12 protein-coding genes, 1 pseudogene and 1 other annotated feature are annotated in these 13,519 nt (G+C 51.5%); of the genes and pseudogenes, 3 read left to right on the top strand and 10 right to left on the bottom strand.

The features are described 5' to 3' along the window. Positions 1-164: 164 nt before the first annotated feature. The 6 genes from OGX96_RS07605 to phsA form a co-directional block, all read right to left on the bottom strand. Complete coding sequence (locus tag OGX96_RS07605) at positions 165-1,223, bottom strand: FUSC family protein (RefSeq protein WP_008785155.1); 1,059 nt, start codon at positions 1,221-1,223, stop codon at positions 165-167. Positions 1,224-1,330: 107 nt separating this feature from the next. Further along, positions 1,331-1,798 (bottom strand): DNA gyrase inhibitor SbmC, encoded by a 468-nt coding sequence (sbmC, locus tag OGX96_RS07610; protein ID WP_008785156.1) that lies wholly within the window; start codon positions 1,796-1,798, stop codon positions 1,331-1,333. A 123-nt stretch (positions 1,799-1,921) separates the two neighbouring features. Then, the gene (gene dacD / locus OGX96_RS07615) at positions 1,922-3,094 is read right to left on the bottom strand and encodes a serine-type D-Ala-D-Ala carboxypeptidase DacD (RefSeq protein ID WP_032941959.1); all 1,173 of its coding nucleotides are present in this window, start codon (positions 3,092-3,094) and stop codon (positions 1,922-1,924) included. A gap of 139 nt (positions 3,095-3,233) precedes the next feature. Next, complete coding sequence (gene phsC, locus OGX96_RS07620; protein WP_057067504.1) at positions 3,234-4,001, bottom strand: thiosulfate reductase cytochrome B subunit; 768 nt, start codon at positions 3,999-4,001, stop codon at positions 3,234-3,236. Beyond that, positions 3,998-4,576, bottom strand: coding sequence for a thiosulfate reductase electron transport protein PhsB (phsB, locus tag OGX96_RS07625; protein WP_048215988.1), 579 nt, complete (start codon positions 4,574-4,576; stop codon positions 3,998-4,000). The genes phsC and phsB overlap by 4 nt, the downstream gene beginning before the upstream one ends. A 14-nt stretch (positions 4,577-4,590) precedes the next feature. After that, a complete protein-coding gene (gene phsA, locus OGX96_RS07630; protein ID WP_198801591.1) occupies positions 4,591-6,864 on the bottom strand; it encodes a thiosulfate reductase PhsA in 2,274 nt (757 codons plus the stop codon). Between the two features lie 399 nt (positions 6,865-7,263). On the opposite strand from phsA, the gene sbcB reads away from it, so the two are divergent. Beyond that, positions 7,264-8,688 carry an exodeoxyribonuclease I gene (gene sbcB / locus OGX96_RS07635; protein WP_048215987.1) on the top strand — a complete coding sequence of 475 codons (1,425 nt, stop codon included), beginning with the start codon at positions 7,264-7,266 and terminating at the stop codon, positions 8,686-8,688. 59 nt (positions 8,689-8,747) lie between these two features. On the opposite strand, the gene plaP is transcribed toward sbcB, so the two are convergent. From plaP to OGX96_RS07650, 4 genes and pseudogenes are all read right to left on the bottom strand, one after another. Then, positions 8,748-10,109 (bottom strand): putrescine/proton symporter PlaP, encoded by a 1,362-nt coding sequence (plaP, locus tag OGX96_RS07640; protein WP_003834188.1) that lies wholly within the window; start codon positions 10,107-10,109, stop codon positions 8,748-8,750. Next, the gene (gene yoeI / locus OGX96_RS22595; RefSeq protein WP_099045591.1) at positions 10,099-10,161 is read right to left on the bottom strand and encodes a membrane protein YoeI; all 63 of its coding nucleotides are present in this window, start codon (positions 10,159-10,161) and stop codon (positions 10,099-10,101) included. The genes plaP and yoeI overlap by 11 nt, the downstream gene beginning before the upstream one ends. A gap of 162 nt (positions 10,162-10,323) precedes the next feature. Continuing rightward, a pseudogene (locus OGX96_RS07645) lies at positions 10,324-11,308 on the bottom strand (LysR family transcriptional regulator). A 41-nt stretch (positions 11,309-11,349) separates the two neighbouring features. After that, positions 11,350-12,174 (bottom strand): SDR family oxidoreductase, encoded by an 825-nt coding sequence (locus OGX96_RS07650; RefSeq protein WP_003834190.1) that lies wholly within the window; start codon positions 12,172-12,174, stop codon positions 11,350-11,352. Between the two features lie 174 nt (positions 12,175-12,348). Here OGX96_RS07650 and hisL point away from each other — a divergent pair, with 174 nt between their 5' ends. Then, positions 12,349-12,396 (top strand): his operon leader peptide, encoded by a 48-nt coding sequence (hisL, locus tag OGX96_RS07655; RefSeq protein ID WP_100250077.1) that lies wholly within the window; start codon positions 12,349-12,351, stop codon positions 12,394-12,396. After that, positions 12,372-12,494: a sequence feature (His leader region), on the top strand. It overlaps the preceding gene by 25 nt. 45 nt (positions 12,495-12,539) lie before the next feature. Further along, positions 12,540-13,439, top strand: coding sequence for an ATP phosphoribosyltransferase (hisG, locus tag OGX96_RS07660; protein ID WP_003834191.1), 900 nt, complete (start codon positions 12,540-12,542; stop codon positions 13,437-13,439). The last annotated feature ends 80 nt before the right edge of the window (positions 13,440-13,519 follow it).

Below are 13,519 nucleotides of genomic sequence, written 5' to 3' on the forward strand. Positions count from 1 at the left end.
CCGCCATACTTCAAGTTGCATCTGCATCGACCATGCATGGTTGAAACCTGAATTATCGAGGGTAAAGCCATTGCAGTTACCAATGGTTTTAGCCTTTTTCAGTATCATACCTCTATTCGTTGCTGAATCGAAGCAGCAGTAGAACCAATCCCCTCATCTGCTCTTTATTTGCGCAGCGCGCGACAGATCAAATGAGAGAGCAACTCCAGCTGTCGCGCCATTTCCATATTTAGCCAAACGTAGCCGTGAATGGGCGTTTCAGCGACATTATCGCCCTTATGCTCAGCAATAAGCTGACGTAACTCCACCACGGTGTCATTGAGTTTTTCCGTATTGGCAAGCACCGGTTGTGGATTACCTTCATACAATGCGTGGGTTATCGTCAGTAGCGCCTGTTGTGTCCTGAGCTGTGTTTCACGCAAAGTATGCGCATTCAACATAACAAAGTGGCTGGTACGGCTGGCCCAGAGCGCATTGATTTGCAGCTCAAGCATGCAGACCAGGTTGCGATTAACCGTCTGAATAGCTTCAAAGATTGATTTTTGAATGCGGGTTTCTTTGCTGGCTGGAACGATGAGCCCACGCATTTTGACAACATCGCTTAAAAGCTGTTGTAAATGCTTTTCCAGTCGCGGTTGCTCCAGCAGGTTGGGAGATAGCGCAGCCTGATACACCCGATTGTACCCCGTTACGCAATGCGCCAGCTGAATTCGCCAGTGTATAAATGCCCGCTGCGGCCAGATACCGGTAAACAGCATTGCCAGTAATGAACCCAGAATAACATCGCCACCGCGCCATAACGCTGTGTTCATATCTCCAGCGGGGGCACCCACAACGACCGCAAGCGTTATACCAATCAGCAACGCCTGATACGGCTTTTTACCCAGTGCCAGCCAGCCGCAGAGAAACATCGCCACCGCGCACCATATCAGCATTAGCGGAAGTGAAAAGAGCTCCAGACGAAGAGCCACCAGCCCAAGTACCGAACCCAGAATTGTCCCGCCAATACGCTCAAACGCTCTGGGGACAACGTTCCCCCAAAAGGAAATAGGCCCCATGATTACCACCAGCGTAATCAGAGGCCATGTACCTTCAGGAATGTTCAACAGGCGAACCAACAGAAAAGTAAAAAGAAACGCCAGCGCAATGCGAACACCATGCACCACACGATAATGACGATACAAACGAATTTCAAAAGGACTCAGTGACTTATCTGCACGCACTCATGCACTCCGTCAGGGAATTGCAAAGAACAGAATTGTACCTGTTTTTTGAGTGAAAACATCACCCTGATGACCAGGACATTCATCCTGATTTACACCAAAAACAGTTACTTCGACTGTACCGGCACGTACATTTCAATGTCCCAGTAGCCGTCCTCCATGCCATTGTTCATATAAACTTCAAAGCAAGGTTTAGCGGCTATCGCATACGTCGAATCCTGCAGCAGGCGCTCAAAGAACTGATACCACGGCGTCGCGAAGTCATGATTTTCAACGCGCGCAACGGCGATAGCATAGTCGCCCCCCGCCAGTTCGGTCTGGATCACCCCTTCGCTGTTTTCTGGGATCTCAAAACCTTCAGGCACAGACACCACGGTATCACAACGCAGTTTTTCCGCCGGAACAACGTCAGGATTGTCGTAATAAACGGCTATCCATTCCAGCGGTACGATCTGCTTACCGTCGACCCACATCATTAACTGCTCGAAACCCTGCTTTACCGTTTGTTCCCACGGTCCAACCATATGGAAACCGGCAATTATGCGTTTCTCAACCTGCTTTATCTCGTACTCCATATAACCTCCGTTATTACACTGTATTTATATACAGTGTAATTTTTAGGTATGACGGCCACAAGGAATCAGTGATTATTATGTGAGCAGATTCGCACTCTTGCCAGTCAGGCACATCAGGAAAAACTACGCCTTGTGGTGGAAGTAATCGCTCAAACGCGAGAAGACGCCGCCTTCGTTGACAGACTCCAGCGTAACCAGAGGCCAGTGCGCCACCAGTTTATCCCGATCGTAGAGTTCAATTTCCCCCACACGTTGATGGGCAGCAATGGGGGCAACCAGTTCTTTCTTATCAAGAACATATTTTGCCTTGATATTAGCGACTTCGGCTTTAGGCAGGGCCATCCAGAAATCCTGCTCTGTGCCAAGGCTAATTTTTTCTTTATCGCCGTACCAGATCCGTTCAATACCAACCTGCTTACCGCTACGTAATACCTGCACGGTATCGAAGTTCTGTTGTCCCCATTGCAGCAGTTTTCGCGCCTGGTCTTCACGCCCTTTCGCACTCTCCGCCCCCATCACAACTGCAATCAGGCGGCGCTGCCCATCAACGGCAGAAGCAATCAGGTTGAATCCAGCGCCGGAGGTATGTCCTGTCTTCAGACCATCGACGTTCATAGTTTTATCCCACAACAAACCGTTACGGTTTTGCTGCGTGATTCCGTTCCAGGTAAGGCTTTTTTCACTGTACATATGGTAGAAATCCGGCTCTCCATGGATGATAGCTCTCGACAGCACGGCCAGATCGTAAGCTGAGCTATGCTGACCTGGCGCATCCAGACCATGTACCGTTTCAAAATGCGTGTCCCGCAGGTTCAGCTTTTGCACATAGTTGTTCATCATCGCGACAAACTGCGGCTGCCCTCCGGCGATGTAATCCGCCAGCGCCACACAGGCATCATTACCGGAATCAACAATTAACCCGCGACTCAGATCGCGCACAGAAACGCGATCCCCTTCTTTCAGGAACATTAAGGATGAACCGACGAATACCGGATTATCTTTCGCCCAGGCATCGCGCCCTACGGTGACAATATCTGTCGGACTAATACGCTTGCTGTCGATTGCGCGATCAACAACATAGCCGGTCATCAGCTTGGTCAGGCTGGCAGGGTTGCGCTGCTGGTGTTCATTTCCGGCTGTCAGGATTTGGCCCGTGGTGTAATCCATTAATACCCACGCACCGGCATTAATTGCCGGAGGCTGTGGAGCGAAACTGGCGACGTCGGTCGCGTACGCGGGCGAAAAACTCATCGCAAATAGTGAAGCGGCAATAAACAAACGGCGTTTCAACAGCATGTCCTCAGGAAATGGAGAAATAGCCGTTCTTTTTACGGAAGTTCTGGCGAACAAACATGGATAAATTGCAAGAAAATGTGACATAAGGCACATTTTCTTGCTGTAAGGAAAGGATTTCAGATATCGACCGCGTCTGGCGTTACCCTTTGCGCGGTGCCGTTTCTGCGTGATGGCTGCGATGACGATGATAGCCATCTATCATGCTGCGGAAAATTTGCCCCGGTGTGTCACCCAGCGTGCACAGGTAAATATGTGCACAGATGAACAGTAAGCCGACAATCGCCAACACCATATGCAGCACCAGCATCACAGGCCCTGCCCCTACCACCTGCGGGTAGAGGCATAACAACCCGCTGATGATTAGCAGCGGAACCAGCGCATACATGATGGCCAGATAAGCCAGCTGTTGTAGCGGGTTAAATTTACTCTCTGCCGTTGCGGCAAACGGGTGTGGTTCACCCTTCATGATGCCATACAGATAAAAGCGCGTTTGCAACAAGCAGCGTGATATCAACCCATTAAACTTCACCCGGTAATGACAACCGTTGCCGCTGGTTGCGTTGATTAGCACAAAACCAACCCAGAAGGCCAACAAGGCGAAACCGCACCAGGTATGTATCTGCACCATCAATGCCACCGGTCCGAGAGAGAAGTGACCAAACAGGCCACTCAGCAAAAGCAGGATAAAAAGCAGCGCATTACCCCAGTGCCAGCGGCGGACTGCCAGAGAATAGAGGTAATCCCGTTGCTCTTCTCCGGTTGCCGTCTTGGGTGCCAGCATCCGACGTAACAGCGCGTGCATAACCAGGCCCGCAATCATCAGCACAACAACAACGCCTGCATAAATGAGCCACAGCGGCCAGTAGTCCGGCGCATAGTTAAGCTCTGCTCCCCAGATAGAATTCATGCTTTACCCTCCTGATGGATCTCTTTACGCCGATAAACACTCACCGGACCGCTACGCGTATCCTGCTGGCGATAAACCTCTTTTTGATTTATCCAGTGCTGAATTTCCGGATCGTCACGACGACCAAATTTCAGCGCATCCGTCGGACAAACGGAAACGCAGGCGGGCGAGTGACCGCTCTCGAGTCGGGTATCTGCGCAGAAGTTACATTTGTCGGCAATTCCCGTTTGCGGATTGAGATAACGGACATGGAACGGACAAGCGGCAACGCAGTAGTCACAGCCAATACAGCGAGACTTATCCACTTGCACAATGCCATTTTCGTCGCGAAATGATGCACCGGTCGGACAAACGCTGACACACGGCGCATCTTCACAATGCTGACAGGAAACGCGAACAAACTGGAAGTGGGACAGCACCTCGGGTTCATGTTCGGGTGAACGGATCTGCACCTGTAGACGGCTAAATCCCTCTGGCACATCATTCAGAACTTTGCAGGCAACCGTACATGCCTGACAGCCGATACAGCGTTTCTCGTCATGCAGCATGACATAAGGGTTCGTAGATTGATTCATGATGTTCTCCTTTCTCATGCCCGACGAAGCGTAACGCCAGCGGTGTGGACCACCGTACCGGAAACCGGACTGGTAACATGCGGAAGCAAATTACCGCAATGGATACCGTGCGTTGTCGCTGCGGTTTTGGCTCCCGCCTTGGCGCCAAATCCCATATAAACAAACAGCGTATCGGGCCGAATTCCGGCGGTGACCAGCGCTTTGCCTTTTTCCTTGCCGGTTGCATTTTCCAGCCAGATGTCATCACCGCTTTTGATGCCTTTATCACGGGCCGTTTGCGGGTGGATCCACACCGCGTTATCCCACATCAACTCGCTAAGCAGTGGCACGTATTGCGTCGCACCGTTGGTATGAACCGCCACTTTTCCCTGGATAAAATAGAGTTCGCTGTCGCCTTTAAGCGCAAAATTGCGCGCGCGCGGAATACCGTATCCAGGCAGGAGCGTTTCCAGCTCTTCGGAATAGAGTTCGATTTTTCCTGACGGAGATTTAAAGCGCAGTTGCTCGCCATAGGTACCGTCGCTGTCAACCGCCACCGCGCCCGGATAGCGTTCCACAAACTGACGCACCGCTTCAGGTTCACGCAGCAGCAACGGAACACCCCACTCCCGATACCCTTTCTGACGCAATTCAGCAGATAGCGCATGATCGCCATTAAGCTGGTATAACTGACGCGTTTGCATATCCTGCCATGGATAGAATTGGCCAAGGCCTAACTGCACGGCCAGCTCTTTCCAGATTTGCCAGCTCGGACGCGCATCCCCAATAGGTTCGACTACCTGCTGACGCAGGGCATAGGCGGGATTCAGACCCGACATGTCTGAAACTTCTTCATCGCGCTCAAGGTAAGTACATTCAGGCAAAAGGTAGTCGGCATACGCCGCGCTTTCGCTTAGGTAGACATCACAACTGACCACAAGGTCGAGCTGTTCAACGGTTTTGACCAGATCTGGTCGACAGGTTACGGTTTGGAAAGGGTTGTGTCGGGACATAATCCATCCCTTCACCGGATAAGGCGTCTGATTTAACACAGCATCAATGATGCTTTGCACCACACCACCGCCCGCCGCGATGTACTTAAACTGCGGGGCTACCAGATCGATACGCTGCGCCGTTGGTTTGGGTAATTTGACATCGGGTTTTGCCAGCACCGGAGCGACCTTCTCTCCAGCCAGCTTATTGTAAGTTGCCGCCGCTTTTTTCTGATACAAACCGCCTTCACGCTCAATATTGCCAAGCAGCACATTGAGGGTAAAAATCATGCGCCGCATATCAATTTCTTCTTGCGAAAACGTCGCGCGATGGCCCGGACTGACGATGGCATGAGGCGCGCAGGCGGCCATTTCGCGGGTGACCCGAACAATGACATCAGCAGGCACATCCGCGAGCTGCTGCGCCCATTCTGGCGTGGTCTCTTGTACCGCTTCTGCCAGTTGCTCAAACCCCGTGGTGTAGCGCGCCACAAAGTCCGCGTCATACAGATTTTCATTGATCATGACGTGACACATGGCCATCAGCACAGGTAAATCGCCGCCCGGCTTGAGCGCATGCCATTCATCCGCCTTGCTGGAGAATACGGACAGACGGGGATCGAAGCTGACCATCTTCGCCCCCTTCTCCTGCGCGGTCATCAGCTCATGCGTATCAGCAACCTCGATCCCTTCATAGAGGTTATGGCCAAAAGAGACCATATAACGGGTATTGGCGATATCCATGGCTAAATCGCCACCCATCATCACTTTAGCGGCAATGGCTTTACCGGCAGGACACGTTGATGCGTGAGTAAAGGTATTCGGTGACCCGAAAGCCGTCGCGAGGTGAAATAAATGACCAGACAGCGAGCCAGATTTAGACGAGAAGACGACTCCCTGGGGACCATATTGCGTTTTTATTGCCGTCATTTTTTCGGCGATTTCTTTATACGCCTGTTCCCAGCTAATAACCTGCCAGTCACCGCTCCCGCGAGGTCCTGTGCGTTTCATGGGTTTAACAATGCGATGAGGGTCGTTGACCAGGCTAACGCCGCTGCCGCCGCGAGCGCAGACACGTGTCCCCTGTTGTGGCGCATTAGGGTTTCCCTGAATAAAAACCGTTTTATTATTAATCACCTGAGCCTGAATTGGGCAGCGAAAAGAACACATCTCGCACAAACTTGGCGTCAGGGATGTTTTCCCTTTGATGCTCTCCGGAGAATTTCGCGCCAGTGCCCCAGGCGGGAAACTGCCTATCGCACAGGCTGAACAGCCTATACCCACTCCTCGCAAAAAATTACGCCGACTAATGCTCATATAACCTCCTGTTATTAGATATATCCAATAATTATATGGCGTTTGGATTATTTATTTTTTACATCAATCACATTTCATTACAATGCATGACAGCGAATTGACATAAATAAAAACCCATTGTTTATAAAAGATTTTTAAAGTTTCCAGAACACAACTAAGAAGAGGAAAATAACAATAATGGTTATCAGTTAGATTATTTACAAACCCGCAACTTCAAGATGTTTTATTTCCGTAATTTATTTTAACAGTGCGGAATTTATTAATTAATTCCATTAATGTCCTGTTTATCTCAATTTTATTGCGTACACAATCCAGCTTCGATAATGCCATAGCTGATTATCTCGCTATTTTTTGGTATTCTTGAACCAGCGCTAAATTGATCCCGGACATAACTGAACAATGAATGACGGCAAGCAGCAACCTGGTTTTCTCTTCCACGATTACGAGACCTTTGGTACCCATCCGGCGCTGGACAGACCCGCGCAATTTGCGGCTATCCGCACAGATAATGATTTCAACATCATCGGTGAACCAGAAGTCTTTTATTGCAAACCCGCGGACGATTATCTGCCGCAGCCTGAGGCGGTGTTGATTACGGGTATCACACCGCAGGAAGCACGTGAAAAGGGAGAAAATGAAGCCGCTTTTGCTGCACGCATCCACGCCCTGTTCACCGTGCCGAAAACCTGTATCCTGGGTTATAACAACGTGCGCTTCGATGATGAGGTGACGCGCAACATCCTGTATCGCAATTTCTACGATCCCTATGCCTGGAGCTGGCAGAACGATAATTCGCGCTGGGATCTGCTGGATGTGATGCGCGCCTGCTATGCCCTGCGCCCTGAAGGCATTAACTGGCCGGAAAACGACGACGGCTTACCCAGCTTCCGACTGGAGCATTTGACCAAAGCCAACGGTATTGAGCATACCAATGCTCACGATGCGATGGCGGACGTATACGCCACAATCGCAATGGCGCAATTAGTGAAGTCGCGCCAGCCGCGTCTGTTTGATTATCTCTACAGCCATCGTAATAAGCACAAGCTGGCCGCGCTGATTGATGTCCCGCAAATGAAGCCGCTGGTCCATGTCTCTGGTATGTTCGGCGCATGGCGCGGCAACACCAGTTGGGTAGCGCCATTGGCGTGGCATCCGGAGAATCGTAACGCGGTTATTATGGTCGACTTAGCCGGTGATATTTCGCCGCTGCTCGAACTCGACAGTGACGCCCTGCGCGAGCGGCTCTACACGTCTAAAGCGGATCTGGGTGATAACCCGGCCGTACCGGTTAAACTGGTGCACATCAACAAATGCCCGGTACTGGCACAGGCGAATACCCTGCGTCCGGAAGATGCCGACCGTCTTGGCATTAACCGCCAGCACTGTCTGGATAATCTCAAAGTTCTGCGCGAAAATCCGCAGATACGCGACAAAGTGGTCGCGATCTTTGCCGATGCGGAACCGTTTACACCGTCAGATAACGTGGATGCTCAACTTTATAACGGCTTTTTCAGCGATGCTGACCGTGCGGCGATGAAAATCGTTCTGGAAACCGAACCACGCAATTTACCGGCGCTGGATATCTCCTTTGTCGATAAGCGCATTGAAAAACTGTTGTTTAATTACCGTGCACGTAACTTCCCGGGAACGCTGGATGAAGCAGAACAGCAACGCTGGCTGGACCATCGCCGCCAGGTATTCACACCGGAGTTTTTGCAAAATTACGCCAATGAATTGCAGCTATTGAGCCAGCAATATGCGGACAACAAAGAAAAGTTGATGCTGCTGAAATCACTCTGGCAGTACGCCGAAGAGATTGTATAAATCCCACGTATAAAAAAACGGAGAACTTGTCTCCGTTTTTTTTCAGCTAAATACCGTTATTACGCGACATCTTCGTCGTACTGCGGCACCGGGTTGCGGAAGCTTTTGGTCACACAAGCCAGGTAAATCAGACCGATACCGGCCCAGATCAGCCCCAGAACCATTGAGCTTTCTTCCAGATTCACCCACAGCGCACCAACGGTCAGCGCACCGCACATCGGCAGGAACAGATACTGGAAGTGGTCTTTCAGCGTCTTGTTACGCTTCTCACGGATCCAGAACTGGGAGATCACCGACAGGTTAACGAAGGTAAACGCCACCAGCGCACCAAAGTTAATCAGCGCCGTCGCCATCACCAGGTCGAAGTTGATTGCCAGCAGAGCAATCGCACCAACCAGAATGATGTTCATAGACGGAGTACGCCATTTCGGGTGAACATAACCGAAGAAACTTTTCGGGAACACGCCGTCACGCCCCATCACGTACATCAGACGCGCTACGCCTGCATGCGCCGCCATACCGGACGCCAGTACGGTAATGGTAGAGAAAATCAGCGCGCCAACCTGGAAGAACTTACCGGCAACGTACAGCATGATTTCCGGCTGTGAAGCGTCTGGATCTTTGAAGCGCGAGATATCCGGGAAGTACAGCTGCAACAGATAGGTGGAGACGATAAAGATCAGGCCACCAATCAGCGCAGTCAGGAAAATCGCACGCGGGATCACGCGCTCAGCGTCTTTGGTTTCTTCTGACAGGTTGCTGATACCGTCAAAACCGGTGAACGAGAAGCACAGGATGGTAGCGCCCGTGATCATCGGGATCACGTGTGCATCACCTGACCAGAACGGACGGCTGCTCGCCAATGTACCAGCACCTTCCCCTTCGAACACGCCATAAACGACCATGCCGAGGATCACTGCAATCAGCACCACCTGCAACAACACGATTACGGTGTTGAAATTCGCAACGGATTTAAGGCTGCGCAGGTTAAAGGCGGTCATAAAGGCCACCAGCGCCACCACGAATATCCATGACGGTATCGACGGCACCAGGGCTTCAAAATAAATTTTTGCCAACAGAATGTTGATCATCGGAGCGAACAGGTAGTCCAGCAGTGATGACCAACCCACCATAAAGCCAACGGTCGGGCTAATGGATTTCTGGGCGTAAGTGTAGGCAGAGCCTGCAGACGGATAGCGACGCACCAGTTTACCGTAGCTCAGTGCGGTAAAGAGGATGGCGATCAGTGCAAAGGCGTAAGCTGTCGGGACGTGACCATCGGTCATTCCTGATACGATACCGAATGTATCGAACAGCGTCATCGGCTGCATATAGGCAAGGCCCATCATGACAACCGGAACCAGCGTAAGCGTTTTACGTAATTCCACGCGAGAGGTGTTTGGAGTAGCGTTATGCGACATGGTTATCCCCCATTACGGCGAAAACCGTCGCGTAAGCAAAAAATTGCCCCATTTTTTGTTAATCCTCAGCGACAACAACTGTCGATTTTTAAGTAAGTATCTATCCGGTACGAAGCCCGGCCTCTTTTATGAATGATTGGTTTGATGCAAAAAAATAACCGACGCGTATTAAAACGTCGGTTAATGTCATTTTTTGCAAGCGGCGTATTTTGCCCTAAATTGGGGAGAAATAACAAGAGATTGAAGCGGCCACAAAAGAATATTTTTTCTTAACTGATTGATTTGTCAGCAGCCGTTTTAACATACACCCCCGCGATAGCACTATTTGCTAAAATTTCATCCCGCCACCAGGCGCTGGCCAGCCCGGCGGTCTGTTCATTCCAGCCTATCCACACGGGTTCAAAGACAATTTGCGCGACCACTTTTTTCTCAATCAGTGCGCCGCTCTCCAGAAATCGCTGCGCCAGGTAGCGCGGAATATAGCCACATCCCAGACCGCTGATTTGCAGTTCCAGCTTGGTTTTGAAGTCAAAAACGGTAATGGCTTCCTGATCGTCAAGCACCTGGGAACCTGAGACGTTGGCATGCTGCGCATTGTCGCCCACTACAATGGCGCGAAAACGGCGAATGGTACGACGATTTAACGGTTCCTGTTCCTGCGCCAGCGGGTGATGCGGCGCAACCACAAACACCTGTTCCAAAACCCCGAGCCGTGCAAAGCCAAATTCGCTCGCTGCAGGGGGTTCATGCATGGCGCCAACGATAATATCCGCCCGGCCCTGAGTGAGGGCATCCCAGGAGCCGCCCAGCACGCCATTGATAAATTTCAGGCGCGTCACGCTGTGGTGTTGATAGAAAGATTCGATGAGTGGGGCCAGCAGTGAAAAGGGAAACGTATCATCTACGCCAATAACCAGTTCATTCTCCCAGCCTTCGTGAAGTTTAATCGCCTGCTTTTCAAGTTCGCGGACGGTGTGCAGCACCTCCCGCCCCTTTTCCAGCAGCATCTGCCCGGTGCGGGTGAACTTAGCCCGGTGTCCGCTGCGATCGAGTAGCTGAATATTAAGATCGCTTTCCAGCTTATGGACGGTGTAGCTAAGCGCAGACGGCGTCTTAAACAATTTTGCCGACGCCGCCGCGAAACTGCCCTCTTTTTCTAATGCATCGAGGATGATAAGAACGTCCAGCAGTGGTTTCATACTCGCCCCCTGGCGGTATACAGCGGCACTCTGCTGGCCTGTCACTCCATTGGCATCACCAGCGGGTCGGGATACTGGTACTCAAACCCAAGCTCATTACAAATACGGTTGCCATCAATGACTTTACCTTTACCGTTATCCGTACCGCCGCGAAATTCCGGCGGCTCCATCCCCAACTGGCGGGCCATCTGCGGATAGAACACGTTACGCGCCGGATGCATAGGCGCACATATATTATAGATGTGTCCCCCTTTAGGCGCTTGCAGCAGTAACGTGATGGCAGATACTACATCGTCCAGATGCACCAGATTGACGCCATGATGTCCGTCAGGTGCCGTCTTGCCGGCAAAGAAGCGACCAGGATGTCTTCCCGGACCGACCAACCCGGCCAGACGCAAAATATCCACCGACGTGCCTGGCAAATTGTGCAACCAGTCTTCAAGTTCTTTCAGGACACGACCGCTCGCCGTGACCGGATTACGCGCCGTCCCCTCTTTCACTGTGCCCTGAACGTCACCATAGACTGACGTCGAACTGGTAAAAATAATTCGTGGGATCCGATACGCCAGCGCGCTATCGACCAGTTCCTGCATGGCCTGCAGGTAAAATGCTTCCCCAGGACCGCTACGACGCGCAGGTAGCGTAATAACCAGCGCATCGGCGTCCATCAGTGCATCGAGATCGTCAGCCTCACAGACCAGTTCAGGTTCCAGGCGCAGCGAATAACTCTCGATACCGCTCATGCGGGCCGCTTCCACCCCATCCAATGTGGTTTTGCTGCCGGTAACCTGCCAGCCTCTCGCCGCCAGCGACATGGCTAACGGCATGCCTAACCAACCTAACCCGACAATTGCGACCTTTTTCATGCCTTCTCTCCTGACTTTTGGCCTATAACGCAAGGCTACGCCAGCCCACGGTGGCTGACAATTCATAGTATCAATATGAAATGAATTAATGATCAAAAAAAGCCCTTGCTTTCCGTAGCTAAAGTGGTTTAGGTTAAAAGACATCAAATGAATAAACATTCATCGAGAAAATTTATGACACGCGCTCAATTCAAACACCATCATCACCATCATCCTGACTAGTCTTTCAGGCGATGTGTGCTGGGAGACGTTTAAATCTTCCAGCGGTGCATGAGCGTATGAGAAAGCCCCCGGAAGATTTCTTCCGGGGGCTTTTTTTTGTGCGTGACCCAAACTGATTCAGACAGGATAACGAGGAATAAAGAATGTTAGACAACACCCGTTTACGCATAGCTATGCAGAAATCAGGCCGCTTAAGCGATGATTCACGCGAATTACTGGCCCGTTGCGGCATTAAAATTAATCTTCACACCCAGCGCCTGATTGCGATGGCGGAGAACATGCCGATCGATATTCTGCGCGTGCGTGATGACGATATCCCGGGTCTGGTGATGGACGGTGTCGTTGACCTCGGCATCATCGGGGAAAATGTTCTGGAAGAGGAACTGCTCAACCGCCGGGCACAGGGTGAAGACCCTCGCTATTTTACTCTGCGCCGTCTGGACTTCGGCGGCTGCCGTCTCTCGCTGGCTACCCCGGTTGATGAAGCCTGGGATGGCCCGGCAGCGCTGAACGGTAAACGTATCGCGACCTCTTACCCACACCTGCTCAAACGTTATCTCGATCAGAAAGGGGTTTCGTTTAAATCTTGTCTGTTAAACGGCTCAGTAGAAGTCGCTCCCCGTGCGGGTCTGGCTGATGCGATTTGCGATCTGGTGTCCACCGGCGCAACGCTTGAAGCCAACGGTCTGCGCGAAGTAGAAGTGATCTACCGCTCTAAAGCCTGTCTGATTCAGCGCGACGGCGAAATGGCCGAAGCCAAGCAACAACTGATCGACAAACTGCTAACCCGTATCCAGGGGGTTATTCAGGCCCGTGAATCCAAATACATCATGATGCACGCGCCGAGCGAGCGTCTGGACGAGGTCATCGCCCTGCTGCCCGGCGCTGAGCGCCCTACCATTCTGCCTCTGGCGGGCGACCAGCAGCGTGTTGCCATGCACATGGTCAGCAGCGAAACCCTGTTCTGGGAAACAATGGAAAAACTGAAAGCGCTCGGTGCCAGCTCAATTCTGGTGTTGCCGATTGAGAAGATGATGGAGTGATCTGATGCCTGATGGCGCTTCGCTTATCAGGCCTACAAGAATTGTCACAATCATCGATATTACGGGTCTTGTAGGCCGGA

Source organism: Citrobacter sp. Cpo100, from assembly GCF_030332595.1.
GTDB classification, from domain to species: domain Bacteria; phylum Pseudomonadota; class Gammaproteobacteria; order Enterobacterales; family Enterobacteriaceae; genus Citrobacter; species Citrobacter portucalensis.

Coding starts and splice junctions, on each gene's coding strand:
- sbcB (WP_048215987.1), top strand. CDS start 7,264: ATGAATGACGGCAAGCAGCAACCTGGTTTTCTCTTCCACGATTACGAG.
- sbmC (WP_008785156.1), bottom strand. CDS start 1,798: ATGGAGTACGAGATAAAGCAGGTTGAGAAACGCATAATTGCCGGTTTC.
- phsA (WP_198801591.1), bottom strand. CDS start 6,864: ATGAGCATTAGTCGGCGTAATTTTTTGCGAGGAGTGGGTATAGGCTGT.
- phsC (WP_057067504.1), bottom strand. CDS start 4,001: ATGAATTCTATCTGGGGAGCAGAGCTTAACTATGCGCCGGACTACTGG.
- OGX96_RS07650 (WP_003834190.1), bottom strand. CDS start 12,174: ATGAAAAAGGTCGCAATTGTCGGGTTAGGTTGGTTAGGCATGCCGTTA.
- phsB (WP_048215988.1), bottom strand. CDS start 4,576: ATGAATCAATCTACGAACCCTTATGTCATGCTGCATGACGAGAAACGC.
- dacD (WP_032941959.1), bottom strand. CDS start 3,094: ATGCTGTTGAAACGCCGTTTGTTTATTGCCGCTTCACTATTTGCGATG.
- plaP (WP_003834188.1), bottom strand. CDS start 10,109: ATGTCGCATAACGCTACTCCAAACACCTCTCGCGTGGAATTACGTAAA.
- hisG (WP_003834191.1), top strand. CDS start 12,540: ATGTTAGACAACACCCGTTTACGCATAGCTATGCAGAAATCAGGCCGC.